The organism is Azospirillum thiophilum (assembly GCF_001305595.1).
Classification (GTDB): domain Bacteria; phylum Pseudomonadota; class Alphaproteobacteria; order Azospirillales; family Azospirillaceae; genus Azospirillum; species Azospirillum thiophilum.
Genome location: NZ_CP012402.1, coordinates 909,477 through 933,619, shown reverse-complemented (window position 1 = coordinate 933,619; position 24,143 = coordinate 909,477). Strand labels below are relative to the sequence as shown.

At 70.2% G+C, this 24,143-nt stretch carries 20 protein-coding genes; 8 read left to right on the top strand and 12 right to left on the bottom strand.

The features are described 5' to 3' along the window. Positions 1-62 precede the first annotated feature (62 nt). Together AL072_RS17710 and AL072_RS17705 are read left to right on the top strand one after the other, a co-directional pair. Positions 63-1,322 (top strand): MFS transporter, encoded by a 1,260-nt coding sequence (locus AL072_RS17710; protein WP_045582961.1) that lies wholly within the window; start codon positions 63-65, stop codon positions 1,320-1,322. A gap of 81 nt (positions 1,323-1,403) precedes the next feature. Then, a complete protein-coding gene (locus AL072_RS17705) occupies positions 1,404-3,197 on the top strand; it encodes a helix-turn-helix domain-containing protein (RefSeq protein ID WP_045582962.1) in 1,794 nt (597 codons plus the stop codon). Between the two features lie 52 nt (positions 3,198-3,249). On the opposite strand, the gene ehuB is transcribed toward AL072_RS17705, so the two are convergent. The 10 genes from ehuB to ehuR all read right to left on the bottom strand — a co-directional run bounded on the left by ehuB (position 3,250) and on the right by ehuR (position 12,967). After that, positions 3,250-4,107, bottom strand: a complete 858-nt coding sequence (ehuB, locus tag AL072_RS17700; RefSeq protein ID WP_045582963.1) for an ectoine/hydroxyectoine ABC transporter substrate-binding protein EhuB — start codon at positions 4,105-4,107, stop codon at positions 3,250-3,252. 153 nt (positions 4,108-4,260) lie between these two features. Next, positions 4,261-5,286 carry a N(2)-acetyl-L-2,4-diaminobutanoate deacetylase DoeB gene (gene doeB, locus AL072_RS17695; protein WP_245636834.1) on the bottom strand — a complete coding sequence of 342 codons (1,026 nt, stop codon included), beginning with the start codon at positions 5,284-5,286 and terminating at the stop codon, positions 4,261-4,263. Positions 5,287-5,291: 5 nt separating this feature from the next. Beyond that, complete coding sequence (gene doeA, locus AL072_RS17690) at positions 5,292-6,491, bottom strand: ectoine hydrolase DoeA (protein ID WP_045582965.1); 1,200 nt, start codon at positions 6,489-6,491, stop codon at positions 5,292-5,294. Positions 6,492-6,523: 32 nt separating this feature from the next. Continuing rightward, the gene (gene eutC / locus AL072_RS17685) at positions 6,524-7,528 is read right to left on the bottom strand and encodes an ectoine utilization protein EutC (RefSeq protein ID WP_045582966.1); all 1,005 of its coding nucleotides are present in this window, start codon (positions 7,526-7,528) and stop codon (positions 6,524-6,526) included. Further along, the gene (gene eutB, locus AL072_RS17680) at positions 7,516-8,514 is read right to left on the bottom strand and encodes a hydroxyectoine utilization dehydratase EutB (RefSeq protein ID WP_045582967.1); all 999 of its coding nucleotides are present in this window, start codon (positions 8,512-8,514) and stop codon (positions 7,516-7,518) included. Before eutB ends, eutC begins: the two co-directional genes overlap by 13 nt. Continuing rightward, complete coding sequence (gene eutA / locus AL072_RS17675) at positions 8,511-9,296, bottom strand: ectoine utilization protein EutA (protein ID WP_045582968.1); 786 nt, start codon at positions 9,294-9,296, stop codon at positions 8,511-8,513. The genes eutB and eutA overlap by 4 nt, the downstream gene beginning before the upstream one ends. 19 nt (positions 9,297-9,315) lie before the next feature. Then, complete coding sequence (gene ehuD, locus AL072_RS17670) at positions 9,316-9,972, bottom strand: ectoine/hydroxyectoine ABC transporter permease subunit EhuD (protein ID WP_045582969.1); 657 nt, start codon at positions 9,970-9,972, stop codon at positions 9,316-9,318. 41 nt (positions 9,973-10,013) lie between these two features. After that, positions 10,014-10,673: an ectoine/hydroxyectoine ABC transporter permease subunit EhuC gene (ehuC, locus tag AL072_RS17665; RefSeq protein WP_045582970.1), complete on the bottom strand. Its 660-nt coding sequence runs from the start codon at positions 10,671-10,673 to the stop codon at positions 10,014-10,016. Positions 10,674-10,709: 36 nt separating this feature from the next. Continuing rightward, positions 10,710-11,495, bottom strand: coding sequence for an ectoine/hydroxyectoine ABC transporter ATP-binding protein EhuA (gene ehuA / locus AL072_RS17660; protein WP_045582971.1), 786 nt, complete (start codon positions 11,493-11,495; stop codon positions 10,710-10,712). 116 nt (positions 11,496-11,611) lie between these two features. Continuing rightward, positions 11,612-12,967: a MocR-like ectoine utilization transcription factor EhuR gene (ehuR, locus tag AL072_RS17655; RefSeq protein WP_200909826.1), complete on the bottom strand. Its 1,356-nt coding sequence runs from the start codon at positions 12,965-12,967 to the stop codon at positions 11,612-11,614. A gap of 128 nt (positions 12,968-13,095) precedes the next feature. On the opposite strand from ehuR, the gene AL072_RS17650 reads away from it, so the two are divergent. From AL072_RS17650 to AL072_RS17640, 3 genes are all read left to right on the top strand, one after another. Beyond that, on the top strand, positions 13,096-13,605 hold the full coding sequence (locus AL072_RS17650) for an Lrp/AsnC family transcriptional regulator (RefSeq protein ID WP_063840354.1): 510 nt from the start codon (positions 13,096-13,098) through the stop codon (positions 13,603-13,605). A 161-nt stretch (positions 13,606-13,766) separates the two neighbouring features. Continuing rightward, the gene (locus AL072_RS17645) at positions 13,767-15,260 is read left to right on the top strand and encodes an NAD-dependent succinate-semialdehyde dehydrogenase (RefSeq protein ID WP_045582973.1); all 1,494 of its coding nucleotides are present in this window, start codon (positions 13,767-13,769) and stop codon (positions 15,258-15,260) included. Between the two features lie 32 nt (positions 15,261-15,292). Beyond that, complete coding sequence (locus AL072_RS17640) at positions 15,293-16,672, top strand: aspartate aminotransferase family protein (protein ID WP_045582974.1); 1,380 nt, start codon at positions 15,293-15,295, stop codon at positions 16,670-16,672. A gap of 13 nt (positions 16,673-16,685) precedes the next feature. Here AL072_RS17640 and AL072_RS17635 read toward each other — a convergent pair whose 3' ends face one another. Beyond that, positions 16,686-17,390, bottom strand: a complete 705-nt coding sequence (locus AL072_RS17635; RefSeq protein WP_082109073.1) for a hypothetical protein — start codon at positions 17,388-17,390, stop codon at positions 16,686-16,688. Positions 17,391-17,799: 409 nt separating this feature from the next. On the opposite strand from AL072_RS17635, the gene AL072_RS17630 reads away from it, so the two are divergent. The 3 genes from AL072_RS17630 (at position 17,800) to AL072_RS17620 (ending at position 22,739) form a co-directional block, all read left to right on the top strand. Then, positions 17,800-18,729, top strand: a complete 930-nt coding sequence (locus tag AL072_RS17630) for a DUF6502 family protein (RefSeq protein WP_045582976.1) — start codon at positions 17,800-17,802, stop codon at positions 18,727-18,729. Then, complete coding sequence (locus tag AL072_RS17625; RefSeq protein ID WP_045582977.1) at positions 18,726-20,138, top strand: DUF5666 domain-containing protein; 1,413 nt, start codon at positions 18,726-18,728, stop codon at positions 20,136-20,138. The genes AL072_RS17630 and AL072_RS17625 overlap by 4 nt, the downstream gene beginning before the upstream one ends. 498 nt (positions 20,139-20,636) lie before the next feature. Next, complete coding sequence (locus AL072_RS17620; protein ID WP_045582978.1) at positions 20,637-22,739, top strand: methyl-accepting chemotaxis protein; 2,103 nt, start codon at positions 20,637-20,639, stop codon at positions 22,737-22,739. Here the strand turns inward: AL072_RS17620 and AL072_RS17615 are convergent. Next, entirely contained in the window at positions 22,717-23,934 is a 1,218-nt protein-coding gene (locus AL072_RS17615) for an ROK family protein (RefSeq protein WP_045582979.1), read from the bottom strand. The two genes, AL072_RS17620 and AL072_RS17615, sit on opposite strands and share 23 nt — an antisense overlap. Positions 23,935-24,143 lie beyond the last annotated feature (209 nt).

Below are 24,143 nucleotides of genomic sequence, written 5' to 3'. Positions count from 1 at the left end.
TGTTCGTCCCACAGGCCGGCCCGCGACGGGCTGCCGCCGGCCGGCCGGGGACACGGCTGTTGATGCCGCCGCTGCTGCCGGTCATGTCGGCCGCCGTCCTGATGCAGGCGGGCAACGGGCTGCTCCAGGCCCTTCTGCCGCTGCGCATGCAGGCCCAGGGTCTGTCGGCGGCCGACATCGGCATGGTCGCGTCCGGCTACGGCGTCGGCTTCGCCGCCGGCTGCCTGATCGCCCCCAGGGTGGTCCGCAAGCTCGGCTTCGTCCGCGCCTATGCCGGGCTGGCCGCCCTGATGGCGATCCTGGCCCTGGCCTTGCCGCTGGCCGACGGCCGGATCGGCTGGATCCTGCTGCGGGCGGCGACTGGCGTGGGCTTCGCCGGGCTGTTCACCGTGATCGAGGGTTGGATCGGCTCGGGATCGCAGGACGGCAACCGCGGCCGGATCCTGGCGGTCTACATGGTCACCACCAAGCTGGCGCTGATGGCCGGCCCCCTCCTGATCGACCCCGGCGGCGACCAGCCGTTCCGGCTGCTGATCCTGCTGATCCTGCTGTCGGTGCTGCCGGTCGCCGTCGCCCGGCCGGCTCTTCCGGCCCTGCCGACGGCCGTCACGCTCGATTTGCGGCAGCTGTTCCGGGTGGCGCCGTCCGCCCTGGTCGGCTGCTTCGCGGTCGGCGTCGTGACCGGCACGATGATGGCGTTCGCCCCGCTGTACGGGCTGCGCGTCGGCCTGTCGGAATCGGCCGCCGCGGCGCTGCTCGTCGCGCTCCAGGGCGGCAGCCTTCTCGCCCAATGGCCGCTCGGCCTGCTGTCGGACCGGCGGGACCGGCGCATCGTGATTGCGGCGGTGGCGGTTGTCGGGACTATCCTGTCGGCCGGATTGGCGTTGTTGCCGGCCGGAAGCCCGGCATGGGTCGTATGGGCGGGCTTCGCCCTGTGGGGCAGTCAGCTCCTGTGCCTCTACGCCCTGTGCGTCGCCCACGCCTGCGACGTGGTGCCGCCGGGCCGTATCGTGCCGACGGTCAGCGGCCTGCTGATCGTCTGGGCGGCCGGAGCGATGGTAGGCCCCGTTCCGGGCGCCCTGCTGATGGAGGCGTTCGGCCCGTCCGGCCTGTTCGTCTATGCCGCCGCCGGCTGTGCTGGGCTGGCCGGCTTCGTCCTGATCCGCCGCATGCTGCGGGAGCGGGAGCACCGGCCCGGACGTCCGCCCTTCCGCCCGCTGCCCCCCGACAGCATGACCGGCGCCGCGATTTCCAACCCGCATTCCGCCACCGACCATCCGGGCAGCGGACAGCCGGGCATGGAACCGCCGGAAGGGCGCTGACGTTCCAGCCTTTTCCGAGTATCGGTGTCGGGTTAGAGTCGGGCGGGTTTAGAGTGGACCTGCCCCACCGGCGGAGGAATCTTGGTCGAGACGTCGCGTATCCAGTCGCTGCGGGTGGTGGCAAGCCTGATCAATTCAGGCGGGGATTTGGCGACGGTGCTCCAGCGCCTGGTCCTGGCCGCCTGCCGGCATGCCAACTGGTCGATGGGATCGATCATGGCGGTGGATGTCGAGCATGGCCATGCCCTGGTCGTCGTCCGCCATGATCCGACGCTGATCCAGCGCCCGTTGCCCGACCGCTGGGAGCTGGCGACCAGCCCGTCGCTGGTCGCCCTGCGGCGGAACGAGCCGGTGTTCATCCGCGACGCCCGGGTGTCGGAGGAGTTCCCCGGCTATCGACGGGAGGCGTTCGAGCGCGACTACCACAGCGTGCTGGTCGTGCCGATGAACTGCACCGACGACGACGGCCGGCCGCTGGTGCTCAGCGTCGTGTCCCGCGCCATCGCCGAGGTGAGCGAAGAGGATCTGACCTTCATCGGCATGATCGTCCAGCTTGGCGAGATCGCGGTGGAGCGCCAGCGCCGGCTGCGCGAGGAAACCCTGGCCGCCGAGCGGCTGCAACGGGCGCTGGAGGTCCATACCTCGCTGCTGCGCCAGGCGCTGGAGGATGGGGCGATGGCCACGCTCCTGCCGCGCATCCGCGACCTGCTGCCCTATTCCATCGTCATCGTCGACTTCACCGCCAACCTCGTCACCGCCGACCGCGCGCCCTGCGGCAGCGGCATCGCCGACGCCGACTGGCAGGCCGCGGTCGCGGCCAGCCTCGGCCCCGCCATCATGAAGGCGGCGCGCGATGCCGTCGACCACCCCGTAGCCACCGTGCCGACCCTGTTCTGGGAGGTCGGCGGCAAGCGCATCCGCACCGCGCCGCGCATCGACCCGCTGACCGCCGATGGCGAGACGGTCGGCGCGCTGATGATCTTTCCGGGCGCCCAGCCCTACGGCCAGGCCGACCAGCTCCTGCTCGACGGCATCAAGCACGCGCTCAGCATCCAGATGCTGCGCAACGTCATCCGCTTCCGCTACGAGAACCGGACGCTCACCGACCTGTTCCTGGAACTGGTGGAACGTCGCTGGCGGGATCACCGCGACATCGGCCAGCGCGCCCTGCGGCTCGGCCTCAACCTCGACCTGCCGTCCCAGATGATCGTGGTCGGCCTGCCCGACCGCAGCCCGAAGGCGGTCAGCGCGGCGGCCGACCTCCATCTTCCGGTCCAGCGGCTGCTGCCGCTGCACGGCGTCGCCGGCACGCTCGTCGCCGTTCCGGCCGGGCTGGTCTGCCTCATTCCCGCGACCGACGAGCGCAGCCAGGGGCCGGTCAAGCGGCTGATGGCGCAGATCGTGCGCGACATCGCCGGCATCCTGCAGGTCGAACCCTTCGTCCTGCTCACGGGCCGCTGCGCGTCGCCTCCGGACTATGCGGAGGCGTGGGAACGGTCCTGGCGGATGATCCGCATCGCCGAGGAGTTCGGCCGTTCCGGCGTGCTGGACACTCGTCAGTTCGGCCCGCTGCCCATGCTGCTGGCCGCGGCCAGCACTGATGAGGTGCGCGGCTATGTCGCCGACAGCATCGGCGGCCTGATCGAGTACGACCGCCGGCACGGGACGCCCTACATGGAGACGCTCGCCGCCTATCTGAAGGCCGGATGCCGGACCAAGGCCTGTTCCGACCTGCTCGGCGTGCATGTCACCACGCTGCGCTATCGGCTGACGCGCATCGCCGAGCTGTTCGGCATCGACGTGGAGAGCCCCGACCGGCGCTTTTCCGTCGAACTCGCCGTTCACCTCAGCGGGATCATCGACCGGAGCGCCTGATCGCCGCGAGGGCCCGAAAGTTCGGTCCGGGCCGTCGCGGTGGCAGGGCCGCTCAGTTGGAGGCGGCGCAGAGCTTCTCGCGCGAGGTCTGCTTCGCCGCCTCGGCGGAGAAGCCGTAGGGCTCGATGATCTTCGCGAACTCGCCGGACGCCTTCATCTCGGCCAACACCTTGTCGAACGCATCGCGCAGCGCGGTGTCCTGCTTGCGGAAGGCGGCGCCGTCGCAATAGACCGGGGCGCCCTTGACCGGGGCGACCACCTCGACGTTCGGATCCTTGGCCTTGGCCACCAGATCGTTGATCGACAGCACCGGCAGCGAATAGACGTCGATGCGGCCGTCCTGGAGCATCTTCAGGCCGCTCTGCGGATCGGGGACCACGATGACGCGGTCGCGCGGCACGCCGGCCTGCAGCGCCAGCTTTTCCTCGGTGCCGCCGCCGGGAGCGCCGATCCTGGCCTTGGGGTTCTTGGCGATGTCCTCGTAGGAGGCCAGGTTCAGCGGATTGCCCTTCTTCAGGGCGAAGGCTTCGGCGTCGCAGAGGATCGGCTCGGAATAGGCGACGGCCTTGCAGCGCTCCGGCTTCATGAACAGGCCGGCGGTGACGGCGTCGAAGCGGCGGGCCTGCAGGCCGGGGATCATCGCGCCATATTCGGAGATCGAGGCGACGACGTCATCGACCCCCAGCTTCTTCATCACCGCACGGGCGACGTCGGGGGCGGCGCCCGACACGGTGCCGTCGGGCTTGACGGCGGTATAGGGCGGCTCGTTGGCGATGCCGATGCGGGCGAAGCCCTGCTCGCGCAGCGTCTCCAGCGTGTCGGCGGCGAGCGCCGGTGCGGCGAGCGTCATCGATGCCGCCGTTGCGGCCGCGATGATACCCAGCTTGCGGGCGATGGTGGAGTGTTTCATGTCGGCCGTCCCTTTTCGTGTTTCGATGAGTGCCCGGCCGGCGCCCCCGTCGGTACGCCGGCCCCTGTTTGGTCGGTGTCGATCCCGTTCTTCAGCATGCCCGCCCTCTTCCGGGGCGGGTTCCAGGCGGTGGCGGCGGTCGGTCCTTCGACGTCAGTCCTCGACCGTTCCGACCACCGCGATGCAGTCGCCGGCCTTGACCAGGCCGGGGAAATGGCGGGCGGCCAGGATGCCGTCCAGCGCCGCCCGGTATTCGGCGGGCGCCAGCCCGGTGCGGCCGATGGGGTGGATGCGGGCCAGCAGGTCGCCCGCCCGCACCGGCTGGCCCAGATCGACGCAGGCTTCGATCAGGCCGCTGTCCTCGGCGAAGCGGAAGCAGTCGGCCGACGGCATGTCGAGCCAGCGGCCGGGCGCCTTCTCCACCGCTTGGCCGTCCGCCAGGATGCCGGCATGGCGCAGGACGTTGCGGACGCCGCGCTTGGCGATGGCGATGGTCTCCGCCCGGCCGGTGCCGCCGCCACCCAGCTCGGTGGTGACGAAGATCTTGCCCTGCTCCTCCGCCGCGGTGTCGTACATGCCGACCGCGTCGATCTCCAGCATGCGCATGGAATAGGGCGCGGCGAAGGCCGCCACTGCGGCGAAGCAGCGCGCCTCCTGGTCCTTGTCGGGCAGGATGTGGGCAGCGGCGAAGGGCACGAAATCCAGCGTCTTGCCGCCGGAATGGATGTCCATCACCAGATCGGCCATCGGCAGAAGCACGCGGTTGAAGTAATCCGCGATCTTCTGCGTCACCGTGCCGTCCGGGCGTCCCGGAAAGCTGCGGTTCAGGTTGCCCCTGTCGATGGGCGAGGTGCGGGTGCCCGCCTGGAAGGCCGGATAATTCATCGCCGGGACGATGATGACCCGGCCGGCGACCCGGTCGGCGGTCAGCGACCGGGCGAGGTCGAACAGCGCGACCGCGCCCTCATACTCGTCGCCGTGGTTGGCCCCGGTCAGCAGCGCGGTCGGGCCGGATCCGTTGCGGACCACGGTGATCGGGGTCATCACCGAGCCCCAGGCGGAATCGTCCCGGCTGTAGGGCAGCCGCAGGAAGCCGTGCTGCACGCCGTCGCGCTCGAAGTCGACGGTCGGCATGACGGGGGAGGGGGCAAGCGTGGCGGTCGCCGTCATTGCGGGCATCGTCGTCAGCCCTTCACGAACAGCTTGCGCGGCACGTCGGCGAGGCATTCGACGCCGCTGTCGGTGATGGCGATGCTTTCGGTGATCTCCAGCCCCATGTCCTCCAGCCACAGGCCGGTCATGAAATGGAACGTCATGCCGGGTTCCAACACCGTCCGGTCGCCGGGACGCAGGCTCATGGTGCGCTCGCCCCAGTCCGGCGGGTAGCTGAGGCCGATCGGGTAGCCGGTGCGGTTGTCCTTGGTGATGCCGTACTTCTTCAGGACGGCGAAGAAGGCGTTGGCGATGTCCTCGCACAGGTTGCCCGGCTTGGCGGCGGCGAGCCCGGCCTCCATCCCCTCCAGCGTCGCCTTCTCGGCGTCGAGGAAGGCCTGGGTCGGCTTGCCGAGGAAGACGGTGCGCGACAGCGGGCAGTGGTAGCGCTTGTAGCAGCCGGCAATCTCGAAGAAGGTTCCCTCGCCGAGCTTCATCGGCCGGTCGTCCCAGGTCAGATGCGGGGCCGAGGCATCGGCGCCCGACGGCAACAGCGGGACGATGGCCGGGTAGTCACCGCCGAAGCCCTCGGTTCCCCCCGCGCCGGCCACGCCGCGGATGCCGGCGTCGTAGATCTCGGCGACGAGGTCGCATTTGCGCATTCCCGGCTCGACCCGGTCGACGATGCGGGCATGCATCGCCTCGACGATGCGCGCCGCCTTGCGCATGTAGTCGAGCTCCTGGGCACTCTTCACCGCGCGCTGCCAGTTGACCAGCGCCGTCGCGTTCCTGAAGCGGGCGTTGGGCAGATGGGTGGTCAGAGACTGGAAGGCAGCGGCGGTGAACCAGTAATTGTCCATCTCGACGCCGATGGCGAGCGCCCCCCAGCCGCGGTCCTCCAGGATCTTCGACAGCAGGTCCATCGGGTGGCGTTCGGTGGACTGCACGTAATGGTCGGGATAGCCGATGATGTCGTCATGGGCGAGATAGGCGGTGCGCTTGGCACCGTTGGCGTCCTGGCCGCGGCCGTACCAGAGCGGGTCGCCTTGCGGCGGCACGATCACGCATTGGTGGACGTAGAAGGACCAGCCGTCATAGCCGGTCAGCCAGGCCATGTTCGACGGGTCGGTGACGATCAGCAGCTCGATGCCGGCCTTGTCCATGGCCGCACGGGTCTTGTCCAGCCGCGCCGCGTACTCGGCCCGGCTGAAGTTCAGCGTCGGTTCCAGCATGTTCGGGTCTCTCGCTTGAGAAGAGGCGTTGGTCAGGCGTCGAAGATTGTGCCGGCGCCGGCCGCCAGGGCCCGGCTGCGCGCCAGCGTGGCGATTGCGGTGTCCTGGACGCCGGTTCCGGTGAGGTCGCAGACGGTTATGGCATCGGGTGCGGTGCGGCCCGCGGCCTGCCCGGCGATGACCGCGCCCAACTCGGGAAAGTCGCGGTCGGCGGCGACCGCCCCGGCTGAGATCGCGTGGTGCAGTTCGCCCAGCCGGCGGGTCTGCTTCAGGCTGTCGGCGACGTAGAGGATGGCCCGGTCGAAGACGGCAGGGTCGAGTTCGTTCTTGTGCTCGGCATCCGATCCCATGGCGGTGACGTGCTGGCCCGGCTCCAGCCAGTCCGCCATCAGGATCGGCCGTTCGGCCGGGGTGGTGGTGACGACGATGTCGGCCCCGGCGACCGCCGCCCGCCCGTCGGCGACGGCGTGCACCGGGATGCCGAGCCAGTCCGACAGGCGGGCGGCGGTGGCGGCGGCGCGCTCCGGCTGGCGGGCCCACAGGCGGGCTTCGCGGATCGGGCGGACCAGGGTCAGCGCCTCCAACTGCAGGGCCGCCTGGACACCGGCCCCGAAGATCGTGGCGACGGCGCTGTCGGGGCGCGACAGATGCCTGGCGGCGACCGCCCCGGCTGCCGCGGTCCGCACATCGGTGAGATATCCGTTGTCGAGCAGCAGGCATTCCACAAGCCCGGTCCGGCTGCTCAGCAGCACCATCAGCCCGTTGACGCTGGGCAGCCCGAGCGCCGGATTGCCGAAGAAGCCGGGGCTGATCTTGATGGCGAAACCGTCCAGTCCCGGGACATAGGCGGTCTTGACGTCGACCTCTCCCCCGCTGCCGCCGGCATGGTCCGGGATGTCGAGCCGCAGGATCGGCGGCATCGCCACCGGACAGGTGGCCAGAGCCAGGAAGGCGTCCTCGACGCAAGTCGTCGCGTCGCGGTCGAGCGGCAGGATGCGCCGCAGCTCCGCTTCGGTCAGGATGGTCATGCGGGGCATGGGACGCCTCCGGTGATGATGCGGCGGTGCAGGTCCATGGCGATGTTGCGGCCAGACAGCAGGGCGACGGCCGGGCCGCGCGGAACGGCCTTGCCGGCGAGCAGGGCGGCGATGCCGACGGCGCCGGCCCCCTCGACGATCTCCTGCTCGGCGGCATAGGCGTGGGCGATGCCGGTGGCGATCTCGGCCTCGGTCAGCAGCACGACCTCGTCGAGCAGCGCGGCGGCGAGGCGGTGGGTGTGGCGGTTGTCCAGCCCGATGCCGCCGCCGAGCGAATCCGCCAGCGTCTCCAACTCCTCGACCAGGACCGGACGCCCGGCCTTCAGGCTGGCATGCATGGCGGCTCCCCGCTCCATCGAGACGCCGACGACCCGCGCCATGGGCCGCAGCGCCTTGACAGCCAGCGCGACGCCACCGGCCAGCCCGCCGCCGGACAGTGGCACCAGCACCAGCTCGACATCCGGCACCGCCTCGACGATCTCCAACCCCAGCGTGCCCTGTCCGGCGATGACATCGGCATGGTCGAAGGGGGGGACGGTGGCGAATCCCTCCTCGCGGACCAGCCGGTCGACTTCCTGCTGGGCATCGTCCTGGGACCGGCCGACGATGCGAATCTCGGCGCCCAGCGCGCGGATCGCCTCGACCTTGTTGGCGGGCACCAGTGCCGACATGCAGACGACGCAGCGGATGCCGGCCTCGGCGGCGGCATGGGCGAGCGCCCGACCATGGTTGCCGGTGGAGGCCGCCGCGACCCCCGTCGCCAGCGCCGTGCGCGGCAGGGCGGACAGCGCGTTGGTGGCGCCGCGCAGCTTGAAGCTGCCGGTGGTCTGGCGGGTCTCCAGCTTCAGGAAGACCGGAGCGCCGCAGCGCGCGGTCAGGCCGGGCGAAGCGACGGTCGGCGTCCTCTCGATCCGTCCGGCCAGCCGGGCACGGGCGCGGAAGACGTCCTCAAGGCCGATGCCGGAGCCGCTGCCGGGGCCGGTCATGTCCACGCCTCCCCCGGCAGCGGCAGGGTCATCAGCCGTCCGCCGTCCGGCCGGGGCCGGTCGTCGCCGCACAGGCGCAGCGCGGTCCAGGCGGTGGCCTGATTGCTGGTGACCACCGGACGGCCGATGATGGCCTCGATCTCCGCGGCGACGGCGGCGGAGCGCAGGGCGGTGCAGGAGATGAACAGCGCGTCCGCATCGGCCGGCATCGCTTCCACCGCGGCCCGCACCAGACTGGCCGGCGCGATGCGCGCCATTTCCCGGTCGTCGTCCAGGCCGAAACAGGTGAAGCGCGCGATGTCGAAGCCGTGCCCGGCGAAATAGGTTGCCATCGGCCGGCTGGTCTCCTCGGTGTAGGGAGTCAACACGGCGATGCGCCGGGCACCGAGCGCCGTCAGGCCGCGACGGGCGGCGGCAGGCGGGGTGATGACCGGAACGCCCGGCTTGACCGCCGCAATGGCGGCCTCAATCGCAGCATCGCCCATGACGACGCTGGCCGAGGTGCAGGAATAGCAGATGGCGTCCAACGGCTCGTCGGGCAGGATCAGCGCGGCACCCTCGGCAAGGCGGGGCTGCATGCGGCGCAGATTCTCCGGCGTCGTCGGGTTGGCGTAGGCAATGCGCGCGGTGTAGACGCCGATCCGCTCGCCGGCGACCATGCGGCGGAAGTCGGGTTCCGTGGTGTGGTCGGTCGCCAGCACGACCAGACCGATGCGCTTTTCGACCGGACGGGCATCGAAGGCCAGCGGCGCGGCGGAGCGCAGGATGGAAATGGGGGACATGGCTCGGGAAACTCCGGGATCAGCGGGCCGGCCGGAAACGGCGTTCCAGCATGTGGAGGGCAGGCACCGCGATCAGGCTGATGCAGAGGAACAGGACGCCGACCATCGTCATCGGCTCCAGATAGCGGTAGTTGGTGTTGGCGACGCTGCGGGCCTGGCTCATCAGCTCGATCACCGTGATGGCGGAGAGCAGCGGCGTCTCCTTGAACATCGCGACGAAGTAGTTCGCCAGCGCCGGGATCATCGGCGGGATCGCCTGCGGCAGGATGACATGCCGCCAGGTCTGGTAGGGCGTGAGGTTGCAGGCCTTCGCCGCCTCCCACTGGCCGCGCGGCGTGTTGTCGATGCCGGCGCGGAAGACCTCCGCCGTGTAGGTGGCGTAATGCAGGCCGAGCCCGATCACCCCGGCGGCCAGCGGCGACAGCAGAACGCCGAGCTCCGGCAGCACGTAGAACAGGAAATAGAGCTGCACCAGCAGGGGCGTGCCGCGGATGAACTCCACGACGAAACCGGTGGTCCGCGCCACCGCCCGGCGTTTCGACCGGCGCAGCAGGGCGAAGCCCAGCCCGGCAGCCCCCGCCAGGACGGAGCCGAGCAGCGTGGCCAGCAGCGTGATGCGCAGCCCGTCCAGCAGCGTCGGCATGATTTCGCGGACGAAGTCCCAATCCCATTCCATGGCCGGTTTCCCCAGATGTGCCCGGATGTGCCCGGACGGGCTCAGATGCGAAGGCCGTCGAGGCCGCGGGACATGCGGCGCTCCAGCGCCTTCATGCCGAACGAAATCAGGCTGGCGAAGAGGAAATAGACGACCAGCACGGTCAGGAAGGGCAGGGCGGTGCTGCCGGTCTGCGACCGCACGACCTGCGCCTGGAAGGTGAGGTCGCTGAGCGAGATCAGCGAGACGACCGAGGTCGCCTTCAGCAGTTCGATGGCGTTGTTGCAGAAGGTCGGCACCATCACCACCGTCGCCTGCGGCAGCAGGACGTGGCGCAGGCTCTGCCAGCGCGTCAGATTCAGCGCGACGCAGGCCTCGTGCTGTTCCCGCCCGATGGATTGCACCGCTGCCCGCACCACCTCCGCGCCATAGGCGCCGACATTCAGCCCGAGCGCCAGCACGCCGGCCTGCAGCGGCGTCAGCGTCACCCCGATCAGCGGCAGGACGAAATAGGCCCAGAACAGCTGGACGAAGATCGACGTGCCGCGGAAGAATTCGATGTAGGCGATGGAGACGGCGCGCACGCTGCCGAGGCGCGACAGCCGGCCCAGCCCGGCGGCGAAGGCCACCGGCAGGGCCAGCGCGCAGCCCAGAACGGTCAGTTCCGCCGTCACCAGCGCGCCGTTCAGCATCAAGCCCAGATAGCCGGCCCAGTCAGCCATGGCGCCGAGTTCTCCTGCGTTTGGAACAGTTGCGGGTCAGATGCGCTGGCCGGCGGCGATGATCTTCTTCAGGAAGGCCTGGGTCCGCTCATGGGACGGATTGGAGAACAGGATGTCCGGCGGCCCTTCCTCCACGATGCGGCCGCGGTCGAAGAACAGGACGCGGTCGGCGAAATCATGGGCGAAGCTCATCTCGTGGGTCACCAGCAGCATGGTCATGTCGGTGGTGGAGCCCAGCATCCGCATGACGTTCAGCACCTCCTCCACCAATTCGGGGTCGAGCGCCGAGGTCACCTCGTCGAACAGCATGATCCGGGGTTGCAGCGCCAGGGCACGGGCGATGGCCACCCGCTGCTTCTGGCCGCCCGACAGCTGCGCCGGCATCGCGCGGGCCTTGTCGGCGAGCCCGACGAGGTCCAGCAGCTCCATGGCCCGGCGTTCGGCATCGGCGGCCTTGACGCCCTTGGTCAGCATCGGCGCCAGCGTGACGTTGTCCAGCACGCATTTGTGCGGGAATAGGTTGAACAGCTGGAACACCATGCCGATCTTGGTCCGCATCCGGTGCAGATGCGCCTCGTCGGCGGGGACCAGCCGGCCCTGGCGCTCCATATGGAACAGGTTCTCGCCGTCGATGCGGATATTGCCGCTTTCGATGGTCTCCAGCGTCATCAACGTCCGCAGGATCGTCGTCTTGCCGGAGCCGGACGGCCCGATCAGAGCGAGCTTCTCGCCCGGCTGCACCGAAAAGGACAGATCCTTCAGCACGGTGTGCGAGCCGTAGCTCTTGGTGACGCGGTCGATGTCGATGATGGTTTCGGTCACACCGGTCTTCCCTTGTCATGGTTGGCGACCGCCGATGTGTCCAAACGATGCGGAACCTCTTAAATCATGTCAATCTGGAAAATAAAATCATGACAATATAGCGGCGTTGCGGGGAATCACATGGCGAGCAGCACCGGCTCCGGGTCGCTGTTCAGCAGATTGACGATCACGCCCAGCCCGGCATGCAGCTCCGCCTCGGTGGTCGAACCGATGGAGACGCGCAGCGCGTCGGGCCGCGTGCCGGGGCCGATGGCGAAGGCCGATCCCGGCGCCAGCGCGACGCCCTGGAGGCGGGCATGCGACACGAAGGTCGCTTCCGGCCGCCCCTCGCCCAGCGGCAGCCACAGATGCAGCCCCTCGGGGTGGCTGCGGTGGGGAATCCCCTTCAGGATCTGCGCGGCCAGTTCGTGCCGGCGGCGCAGCGCCTTGCGTTGCCAGTCGACCATCTCCATCGCGAAGCCGCTCTCGACCCAGCGGGTGGCGATCTCGGCGACGATGGGCGTGGCGATCCAGTTGGTCACCAGATGCCGGTTGGCGACGGCGGCGAGCAGCCGGTCGGGCACCACCAGATAGCCGGTGCGCAGCCCCGGCATCACCGACTTGGTGAAGCTGGTGACGTAGAGCGTCCGTTCCGGCGCCAGTGCCGCCAGCGGCGGCAGCCGTTCGGTCAGCAGCGGGCCGAGCGGGTCGTTCTCCACGATCGACAGGTTGTGGTGCCGGGCGACGCGGGCAATGTCGGCGCGCCGGGCGTGGCCCATCTGGGTGGCGGTGGCGTTGATCGGATTGGGCATGACGAACAGGGCCTTGGCCGCCCCGTCCCGGCAGGCGGCGTCGAGCGAGTCCGGCCGGATCCCCTCCTCGTCGATGGCGACGCCGCGCAGCTTGATGCCGAGATAGGAGGCGAGCGGCAGCAGCGTGTGGTGTCCGACCTCCTCCGTCACCACGGTCGATCCCGGCGGGGCGGCGGCCATCAGGGCGATGGTCATGCCGGCAGTGGCGCCGTTGGTCAGGGTCACGTTGGCGGCCGCGGCCTCCACCCCGCAGTGGCGCAGCCACGACACCGCCGTCGCCCGGTGGCGGGCGAACAGGGTGTTGGGGCGGAAGGACAGCACCACGGCCGGCGGCAGGTTGGCCGACAACTCGGCCAGTGCCTGGCGCATCGCCTCGACATGCAGCGGCTCGCACACCGGTTTCAGGATCGACAGGTCGATCACCTCGTCGGTGCGCTGGGGGATGTAGGGCGGGTCGACCTCCGTCTGCGCGGCGCGGATGAAGGTGCCGCGCCCGGTCTCGCCGCTGATCAGGCCGCGGCGGATCAGTTCCTCATAGGCCCGGCTGACGGTCTGGACGGAAATGCCCAATTCGTCGGCAAGCTGCCGGTGGGTCGGCAGCTGTTCGCCGACCACCAATCGCCCTGCGGTGATCGCCCGTTGCACCTGGTCGGCCAACGAGAGATAGACGGGCCTGCTCAAGGCGGATGCATCGGGGTGCCACTTTGTCATGCAACATTTCTGCTCAAAGTCATCACATTTGACAATGGTGAAAAGCGCGGACATCGTCGGTCGCCACCACAACGGACAACCAACCCCATGCCCGCCCCATGCCCGACCTGAAGCTCGACCCCATCGACCTGCGCATCCTGGCGGAAATCCAGCGCGACGGCCGCATCACCAAGCTGGCGCTGGCCGAGCGGGTCGGGCTGTCGCCGACCCCCTGCTGGGTCCGGCTGCGCCGGCTGGAGACGGCCGGAATCGTCGTCGGCTATCATGCGCGGCTGGCGCTGCGGCAGGTGACGCCCTTCGCCATGGCCCTGGTCGAGGTGACGCTGGGCTCCCACCGGCAAGCCGACTTCGACCGGTTCGAGCGAGCGGTTCGGGCCGAGCCGGGGATCGTCTCCTGCTGGTCGGTCGGCGGCGGGGTCGACTACATCCTGCGCGTGGTGGCCCAGGACGTGGACGCCTACCAGCGCATCATCGACCGGCTTCTGGACGGCGATGCCGGAATCGACCGCTATTTCACCTACATCGTGACGCGGACGGTGAAGGACGACCCGGCCATGCCGCTGGAGGCGCTGATGGGGGAGCAGGACGGGCCGATCCCGCCGCGATAGAGACTCTCTCTCCGACCCCGCCCCGACGAAGAGACACTCTCCACCACGCGCCCCCGCTTCGGACACATTCTCCACCGCACCCCCGCTAGGATCCGGGACAGCGGCGCACCGGCGCCGGTTTCCGTTTTCCGCAGCCCCCGCCCTTCGCAGGAGGTGCCCCCATGACCGCGCAGGTCTCCCGCCTGGACCATCACGACGCCGTCGGCCGCCTGTCCGACCGCCGCTTGTTGCGCGAGCTCGCCTATGTCGGCGGGCGTTGGACCGCGGCGCCGGACGGCGCCACCTTCGCGGTATTCGATCCGGCAAGCGGCCGCACGGTCGCCCGCGTCGCCGCCCTGAACGCGCCCCAGGCGACCGCCGCCATCTCCGCGGCGGCGGCGGCCTTTCCGGCCTGGAGCGCCCGGCTGCCGCAGGACCGCGCCGCCCGCCTGCGCGACTGGTTCGACCGCATCACCGCCGCCAGGGAGGATCTCGCCCTGCTGATGACGCTGGAGCAGGGCAAGCCGCTCGCCGAATCCCGCGGCGAGATCGACTACGCCGCCTCCTTCGTCGAATGGTACGCCGAAGAGGCCAAGCGGGTGGGGGTAGAGAGCGTCGCCAGCCATCTGCCGGACGCCGAAATGCTGCTGCGGCGCGAACCGTTGGGCGTCGTCGGGGTGGCGACGCCGTGGAACTTCCCGTCGGCGATGCTGACCCGCAAGGCGGCGGCGGCGCTGGCGGCCGGCTGCACGGTGGTGGCGCACGCCGCCTCCGCGACGCCGCTGTCGGCACTGGCGCTGGCCGAGCTGGCGGAACGGGCCGGCATCCCCGGCGGCGTCCTCAACATCCTGACCGGTGCGCCGGAGCCGCTGGTTGGCGCGCTGTGCGACGACGCCCGCGTCCGTGCCATGAGCTTCACCGGCTCGACCGAAATCGGCCGCCGCATCGCCGCGCGCTGCGCCCCCACCATGAAGCGGCTGGTGATGGAGCTGGGCGGCCACGCGCCGTTGCTGGTCTTCGCCGACGCCGACCTGGAGCGGACGGTGGACATCGCCATCGACGCGAAGTTCGCCACCTCCGGCCAGGACTGTCTCGCCGCCAACCGAATCTATGTGCAGCGCCCGCTGTATGACGCCTTCTGCGCCGCCTTCAGCGCCCGCACCGCGGCACTGCGCGTCGGGCCGGGGCTGAAGCCGGACGTGCAGATCGGCCCGCTGATGCATGGGGCTGCCGTCGCCAAATGCGCGGAGCATGTCCGCGACGCGGTGGCGCGCGGTGCCCGCTGCCTGACCGGCGGCGCCGTCCATCCTGCCGGCCCGCTGTTCTACCGCCCGACCGTGCTGGCCGACGTGGCGCCGGACTCGCTGATCCTGCGCGAGGAAACCTTCGGCCCGGTCGCCGCCCTGCTGCCCTTCGACGATGAGGCGGAGGTGGTGGCCCGCGCCAACGACACCGACTACGGCCTCGTCGCCTATCTGGTGACCCGCGATGCCAACCGCATCCTGCGCCTGCCGCGGGCGCTGCAATACGGGATGGTGGCGGTCAACCGGGTGAAGATCACCGGCGCGCCGATTCCCTTCGGCGGGGTCAAGCAGTCCGGCCTGGGCCGCGAAGGCTCGCGCCATGGGCTGGAGGCCTTCACCGACCTGAAATACGTCTGCCTCGACGCCGCCTGAACCGACATCCCCCTTTGCCGGAAAGACCCGCCATGACCGACCTGACCAACGAGCTGACCGCCTGGGACCGCGACCATTTCTTCCACCCGTCGACCCACATGGCGGCGCATGCCCGCGGCGACACGCCGACCCGCGTCATCACCGGGGGCGAAGGCGTCTACATCACCGACCGTGACGGCAAGCGCAGCCTGGACGCCTTCGCCGGCCTCTACTGCGTCAATGTCGGCTATGGGCGGCGCGAGATCGCCGACGCCATCGCCGAGCAGGCCGCCAAGCTCGCCTACTACCATGCCTATGTCGGCCATGGCAGCGAGCCGTCCATCACCCTCGCCAGGATGATCATCGACCGGGCGCCCGCCGGCATGTCGCGTGTCTATTTCGGCCTGTCGGGGTCGGACGCCAACGAGACCAACATCAAGCTGGTCTGGTATTACAACAACATCCTCGGCCGGCCGGAGAAGAAGAAGATCATCTCGCGCTGGCGCGGCTACCATGGCTCTGGCGTGATGACCGGCAGCCTGACCGGGCTGGAGCTGTTCCACAAGGCCTTCGACCTGCCGCGCCCGCCGGTGCTGCACACCGAGGCGCCCTATTACTTCCGCCGGCCCGACCGCTCGATGACGGAGGAGCAATTCTCCCAGCACTGCGCCGACAGGCTGGAGGAGATGATTCTATCGGAAGGACCGGATACCGTCGCCGCCTTCATCGGCGAACCGGTCCTGGGCACCGGCGGCATCGTGCCCCCTCCCGCCGGCTACTGGGAGAAGATCCAGGCGGTGCTCGCCAAGTACGACATATTGCTGATCGCGGACGAGGTGGTGACCGGGTTCGGCCGTCTCGGCAGCCCGTTCGGCTCAGACCATTACGGCATCAGGCCGGACCTGATCACCATCGCCAAGGGCCTGACCTCCGCCTATGCGCCGCTGTCGGGCGTGATCGTGGGCGATCGGGTGTGGAAGGTGCTGGAGACGGGGTCCGACCAGCTCGGGCCGATCGGCCATGGTTGGACCTATTCGGCGCACCCGCTCTGTGCGGCGGCCGGGGTGGCGAACCTGGAACTGATCGACACGCTCGATCTGGTGACCAACGCGAGCGAGACCGGCGGCTATTTCCGCGCCGCGCTGGCCGATGCGCTGGGGAACCACCGGCTGGTCGGCGAGGTGCGCGGCGAGGGCATGCTGGCGGCGGTGGAGTTCGTCGCCGACCGGGACGATCGCCGCTTCTTCCCCGCCGACGCCAAGGTCGGGCCGCGCCTGTCCGCCGCGCTTCTGGACCAGGGCGTCATTGCCCGCGCCATGCCGCAGGGTGACATCCTGGGCTTCGCCCCGCCGCTCTGCCTGACGCGGGAGGAAGCGGACATCGTGGTTTCCGCGACGGTCAAGGCGGTGGCGGCGGTGGCTGCCACGTTGTGAATCTTCCCAGGTTCTAAAGGGAGCCGGCGGCGGGCATCAGGCCCGCCGTGACCTGCCGGCCGCGATGCCAGTTGGCGGCGGCCTGTGTGGCGGCACGCATCGCGGCGACGCCGATCAGCGATGCGGCGACGAACTGGGCGGGCTGAAGGGTGCCGTGCAACAGCAGCGCCGCGGCCAGCCCGACGACCAGTACCTGATAGACGGTCTCGCAGAAGCGCAGTCCCGCCAGGAAGGAGTCGGCGCAACCGAAGCCGCCGGCCCCGCCCTGCCGGCCGAAGGCGGAACCGTCGGCGGGGGAGGCGGGCGCTCCGGTGGCGCCGACCGCGATCATCGCCGCCGCCGCCGCGACGCCGGCCAGTGCCAAGGCCCCCGGAAGCGGGTGCAGCAGAACCAGCACCGCGATGTGGACCGGCGCCCACGCCGCGTCCGCCACCCATATCCGCTCGAGCCAGGCCGCTGCTCCGCCGGCCGGTACCAGCCGCGCCAGTTCCCGCGTCCGGGCGAAGTCGAGCAGGGCATGCAGGGCGAACAGCCCCAGCGCGATGGCGACCAGAAGCAGCAGACCGCCGTCGCCGGCATCGGTCCACAGGGCATCCTGCAGCGGCCGGGCGTACAGCGCGCTTCCGGCCACCAGAAGATTCGCCAGCGCCCCGAACAGGCAGCTGCGAATCAGGGCGGAGCGGTTGGCAGCCGCGTGACGGGCGGTGGACGACGCCATGGCGGACGCTCGCATTCGGAAGGGAAGGACCGAGGAGGTGAACCGCATTGCCGAATCCGGTGCCTCGTCGGGGATGTCCCGGCGGAAGGGATTGTCGTTCGAGGTCAGGCTCATGCCGTAGTACGGCCGGAAGGCCGCTCCTCAACCTGGGGTCCACTGGAGATCATGGATGTCCAGGGGCGGCTGCCCGCCCCGAATGGTCCATGTCCGGCATGATGCGTGGGAAAATTTCCCACATCAAGTGAAAAGGTGATTCCCTTTCGGCCGACCCGCGCTATGGTGATGTCAGCCAAGGGGCCCGCTCCACAGGCATGGCGTCCCGTTCCCGCAGTCCCGGAGTGTTTGGCGCGTGCCGACCCGCAGCCCCGATCCTGACCGTCCGAAAGGGACCGCTGCGTCCGGGACCGGCATGGTCGGCCCCCCCGGGCAACCCGCCGCGCCGCCGCCGCCGGTGCTGACGGCGGTACGGCGGGTGCTGGTTCCGCTGGTGCGGACGCTGATCGGATTCGGCATCTCCTGGCCGATGCTGGCGAACCTGCTGAAGTCGGTGTATGTCGAGGTGGCGGAGCGAGCCTTCGCGCTGCCTGGAAAGCAGATGACCGACAGCCGCATCACCCTGCTGACCGGCGTCCACCGCAAGGATGTCAGCCAGTTCCGCAACGCTCCCGCCAAGGCGGACGGGGCTGTGGCGGAAGAGGCGGCTGCCGCCGCGCCGTCGCTGGGTTCGCAGGTGCTGAGCCGCTGGCTGGCGCATTCCGACTATCGCGACGCGGACGGGCGCCCCCGTGCTCTGCCCCGCAGCACCAGGACCGGAGGGGAGGCCAGCTTTGAAACGCTGGTCACCGGCATCAGCAAGGACATCCGTCCCCGCGCCCTGCTGGATGAACTGCTGCATGCCGGGCTGGTGGCGGAGCGGGCGGACGGGCTGCTCGACCTCGTCGAGGCGGCGCATGTGCCGCGCGGCGACCTTGACAAGCTCGCCTATTATTATGGCCGCAATCTCGCCGACCACCTTGCGGCATCCGGCCACAATCTGGCCGGCGGCCTGCCGCCCTTCCTGGAACGGGCGCTGGCCTATGACGGGTTGAGCCCCGAGTCCATCGCCGTGCTGCGTGGCGAGGCCGACCGGATGGGCATGGCGATGCTGGTCGAGCTCAATCGGATGGCGGCGGACCTCGCCGACGGAGATGCCGGCCGCGACGACGCGCGCCACCGCTTCATCGCCGGCCTGTACCTCTATGACGAGGGGGAGGCACCGTCCGTTCCCACTGGTCCCGCCGGTCCCGGCGCGGATCCCGATCGCGATCCCGCCACCGGAGGGGGGGCGGCCGCATCGTGACCCGCCGTTCAGCCCGCTCCCTTCTGTTCACGCTGATGCTGGTCGCCACCGGCTGCGCTCCGACCTGGAATGCCGGGCCGGACGACAGGGCAGCCGACCGCGGGATCGGCGGCACCGGCATCGCCGTCACCGACCGGGGGATCGGCGGGACGGGGATCGTCGGGACCGTCACCGCCTTCGGCAGCGTCTGGGTGAACGGGCTGCGGGTCGATCTGCCGCCGACCACACCGGTGCGGATCGAAGGCAGGCCGGCGGCTCCCGCCGATATCCAGATCGGGCATACCGTGGCCATGACGGCCGATGCCGGCGGATCGACGGGCTTGACGGCGCGGACGCTGGACGTGCGCTTCGCGGTGGCCGGCCCGGTGGAGCGGGTGGACGCCGGCATGCCCGCCGAGGATGTTCCGGCGGGCGGCGTGGTGATGGGCCAACGCATCGACGCCGCCGACGCGGAGGGGCGTACGGCGTTCAGCCCCGGACGCTGGGTCGCCGTCTCCGGCCTGCGCCGTCCCGACGGCGTGATCGACGCCAGCCGTGTCGAGGCCTGGGATCCCGCCGCGGGCTGGGTGCTGCGCGGACGGCTCGACGCCGTCACCCCCACGACCCTGACCGTGGCCGGACTGACGCTGGCGCGCGGCCATACGCTGGATGGCGTGCTGCCGGCGGTGGGCAGCCTGGTGCGGGTCGCCGGCTCCGCCGCTTCGGGAGGATCGGCGCTGGCCCTGGCGCCGGATCCGTTCAACCCGTTCGGAACGACGGTCAACACACTGTCGGTGGAGACCTATGTCGATGAAACCGGGCAGACCGCCACGCCGGACGGACCGCGCATCGAACGATCGGCCGGCACGACGGCTCCGGCCCGGATGGTGATCGACAGCGTGGTGACGTCCGGCGGCGACATCGGCCGAAGCCGGGCCTTCGGCGCTCCCCGGATGGGCAACCGGTCGGTTCCCGGCGCCGATGCCGCCGCGCGTGCCGCCGGTCTGGCGCGCGAGGGCATGCGCTCGGACGGCCCGCCGGGCATGGACGCACCCGGCATGGAAGCTCCGAACGAGAGCATGCGCACCCCGCGCGGTTTCGGCATCCCCGGTCCCGGCGCCGGATGGGGGGCTCCACCCGATGGCGACGGCCGTGACGGCACGGCCCCGCAAGGCGATGCCGCGGACGGCACTCCCGGTCCTGGGCGTGCCGCCAGCGCGCCGTCCGCAGCATCGCCGTCTGACCGGTCCGGCCGAGCATTCGGAGGGCCGGCGAATGGACCGCGCACCGGGCCGGGCATTGGTGCAGGCGGCTTCGGCCGCGGCGGCGGCTTCCATGGCGGACATCCGGGGCGGTCCGGCAGAGGACCGGGTGGCGGACCGGGGGCCGGGCCGGGTGGTGGCCGCGGAAGTTCCGGGCGGGGTGGCTGAGCGGGGCGGTGCGAAGCCTTCCCTGCTGCAGGACTGGACACTGAGTTGGCCCGATATGCGCCTGTGCGCCCGGTCGCGGCTGGAAGCAAAGACTTCCGCAGATCATTACGGCGCAACCGCCATCCTTCCGCAGGATTTCTTTGTTCAGACTGTTCTAGCGAAGATCTTTTCGCCATGCCCTCGATCTGCTGCGGCATTTTGATCCATGCCTTTGAAACACTCTGCCTGATCGGCAGGAATTACGCTAGAATACTAATATATCAACAGTGAAAGAGAATGCCGGGGCAGGCGGGATTCATCCTGTCGCCAGGGCCTGCCGCCAGAACGCGTCAACAAGGGATATGCCGGAACGGCGTTTCGGCTTCATGGAAAATCCCAGCCTAGGCAACGGGCCGGTCCTAGACCGGTCCGGACGAGCCCGGCCGCCCATGAGAACGCCCCCCTGCGGCTCCCCCCCAAGCTCCGGCCCCAACCTCTTCGCATACACGGGAATCGACCATGATCACGCTCCTTTCGCGGCTGTCGATCCGCGCCACCCTTGGACTGGTCGTCGCAGCGCTAGGGTTGCTGCTGATCGCAACCAGCACCCACACATTGATCGACGTGGTGGACCGCACGCGCAACGCCCAACGGGTGGCCGCGCTCAGCGAGACCAGCCGCGACCTGCTCCGCACATTGCTGGCGATCCGGCTGGAACGGGGGCTGGTGGGGCCGGCGCTTGGGGCGGATGAGGCGGCCGGGGACGGCGACCTGCGCCAGATCGCCGCCAACCGGGAGGTGGCGGAAACCGGCTATGCCGCCATTGCCGCCAAGCTGGACGGGCTGACCCTGCCGGGCCTGCCGGCGGCGGCCGGGGCGTTGCGCGCCGCCCATGACCGGCTGGCCACCCTCCGCCAGCAGGCGGACACCGCGATCCGCCAGCGCAAGGCGATGCGCGACCCGGCGGCTGCCGTGGCCTGGGCGACGGTGCCGGTCGCCTATCTGGACGCGCTGACCGCCGCCACCGACCTGCTCGACGGTTCGCTGAAGCTGGCCGATCCGGTGGTCGATCACCTTCTGGCGATCAAGCGTGCCGCCTGGAACACCCGCCTGAATGCCGGCGGCATGGCTCTCCGCATCCAGACCGCGGTCGCCACCGGACAGGCCTGGACGCCGGCCGACTCGCTGGCGGTGTCCGAGGCGTCGGGCCGCATGGTGCAGGCCTGGGCGCTGGTGACCGAATCCGCCGCCTTTCCCGACACGCCCGGCGCCATCCGCGAGGCGGTGGAGAAGGCGAAGGTCAATTTCGAAGGTCCGCTGGTCGAGCAGCGCAAGGCGGTGCTGGCGGCGCTGGCCGAGGGGCGCCCCTCCCCGGTGGAGATCGGAACGTTGCGCCGGCAGGACACGACCAGCCAGGGCTACATCGTCGATGCCGCACAGGCTGCGGTGGATCTGATGGTGGACCGGTCCGAGGCGCAGGCGGCGCGTGCCGCGCGCGATGCCGTCATCGCCGGGCTGCTGGTGGCCGCCGCCGTCGTGTTGACCGTCGCCGGGCTGGTCGTCGCCAAATACCGGGTGAGCGGACCCATCCACGCCATGACCGAGGCAATGCGCCGTCTGGCGGAACGCGACATGGCGGTGGCGATCCCCGGCCTGGGCCGCGGCGACGAGATCGGCGGCATGGCCGCGGCGGTCACCGTCTTCCGCGACAGCATGATCACCGCCGACCGGCTCGCCGCCGAACAGGAGCGGGAGCGGGCGGCCAAGGAGCGGCGCGCGGCACAGCTGGAAACGCTGATGCATGATTTCGACGCCAAGGCGATGAACATCGTCGAGACCGTCGCGTCCGCCGCAACGCAGATGCAAGGCACCGCCGACGCCATGTCCGGCACCGCCGCCCAGGCGGGCGCACAGGCGACCGCCGTCGCCGCAGCCTCCGAGCAGGCGTCGGCCAACGTGCAGACCGTCGCCTCGGCGACGGAGGAGCTGTCTGCCTCCATCCTGGAGATCGGCCGTCAGGTCGCGGCCTCCACCCGCATCTCGGGCGAGGCGGTGGCCCAGGCCGAGCGGACCGACGCCACCATGCGCATCCTGGTGGACGCCGCCGACCAGATCGGTCAGGTGGTGGAGATGATCAACAGCATCGCCGGCCAGACCAACCTGCTGGCGCTGAACGCCACCATCGAGGCGGCACGGGCGGGGGAGGCCGGCAAGGGCTTTGCCGTCGTCGCCGGCGAGGTCAAGGCGCTGGCCGCCCAGACCGCCCGCGCCACCGACGAGATCCAGGCGAAGGTGCGGGAGATCCAGCAGGCGACCGGCGGCGCCCAGGAGGCCATCCAGGGCATCGGCCAGACCATCGACCGGATCAGCGGCATCACCGGCGCCATCGCCGCAGCCATCGAGGAGCAGGGCGCCGCGACCCGCGACATCGCCAGCAACGTGACCGAGGCCGCCCGCGGCACCAGCGCGGTGTCCTCCACCATCGTCGGCGTCAACCATGCGGTGCAGGAGACCGGCTCCGCCGCGACCGAGGTGCTCGACGCCGCCAGCAGCCTGGCGCGCGAGGCGGAAACCCTGCGTGGCGAAGTCGCGTCCTTCATCACCGCGGTGCGGGCGGCCTGACACCGGCGCCCGCCAGCATGGTTTCCTGTACCGCCATCACCGCCGCCCCGATCACGCCGGCGCTTTCCATCTCCGGCACGAACTGGATGTCGAGATGGCGGGTGGAGAGCGCAAGCGACCGCTGGTAGACGCTCTGCCGGATCGAGGCCAGCAGAAGGGGGCCGATCAGGGCGACGCCGCCGCCGATGAAGATGTGCGACGGGTTGAAGAAATTCACCACCGCCGCCAGCATCCGGCCGACCAGCCCGCCCGCCTGCTGGACGATGGCGTTGGCCACGGCGTCGCCGGCCCGGCTGGCCGTGCCGAGATCGACCGGGGTGAGGCGGCCGTTGCGGTCGAGCAGCTCCTTCAGGCGCGGGCTCTCGCCGGCACGGGCGGCCTCCTCCGCCATGCGGGCGATGGCCGGGCCGGCCGCCATCGCCTCGACGCAGCCGGCATTGCCGCAATGGCAGATCGGGCCGACCGGATCGACGCAGATATGGCCGACGTCGCCCGCCGACCCGTCCCGCCCGCGATAGACCGAGCCGTGGCAGATGATGCCGCAGCCGATGCCGGTGCCGATCCGGATCACCAGAAAATTCTGCAATTGGCCGCGCAGGCGCCAATGGGTGCCGAGCGCCATGATGTTCACGTCGTTGTCGACGAAGACGGGTGCCGGATAATCCTGCGCCAGGCAGTCGCGGATCGAGAAGCTCTCCCATCCCGGCAGCAGCGGCGGATTGACCAGCATGCCGCTGTCGAAGGCGACCGGCCCCGGCACCCCGACGCCGATTCCCAGCAGCCGGGCGGCATCGATGCCGCAGCGCTCCCGCGCGTCGCGCAGCAGAGCCCGCACGCGGGCGAACACCGCGGCCGGGCCGTCGCGGACGTCGGCCGGCTCCGACCGGTGATCCAGCACGGTCATGTCGGGGGCCAGCAACGCCACGTCGATGCTGGTCGCGCCGATGTCGATGCCGGCCAGCACCCCCATCCGGTGGCTGAGACGCAGCACCTCCGGCCGCCGCCCGCCGGACGAGGGCTGCACCCCGCCTTCCTCGATCAGCTCGCGCCCGATCAGGCTGGATATCGCGAGGTTCGCCTTGCTCTTGGAGAAATCGACCGAGGCCGCCAGCTCGCCGCGCGACAGGCCGCCCGACCAGAACAGCCGCTCCAGCAGGGTGCGCTCGCCGTCCGACAGGCGTTGCCAGTCAACCATTGTCCCATGCCATCGCCCAATGGCCTTTCGCTGATTTCGGGGTCGCCCCTTCCTATCACGGCCTGCCCACTTTTGCCAAATTATGTTCAAAGTCGACCATTGTCCGGTCAAAGGGGCGGGCATAAGATCAGCGTAACGGACGAAGCGGCGCCCTTGGTTTCCGGACGGACACCCCGGACTGAGATCCCGGACGACACGCTCCGCAGTGG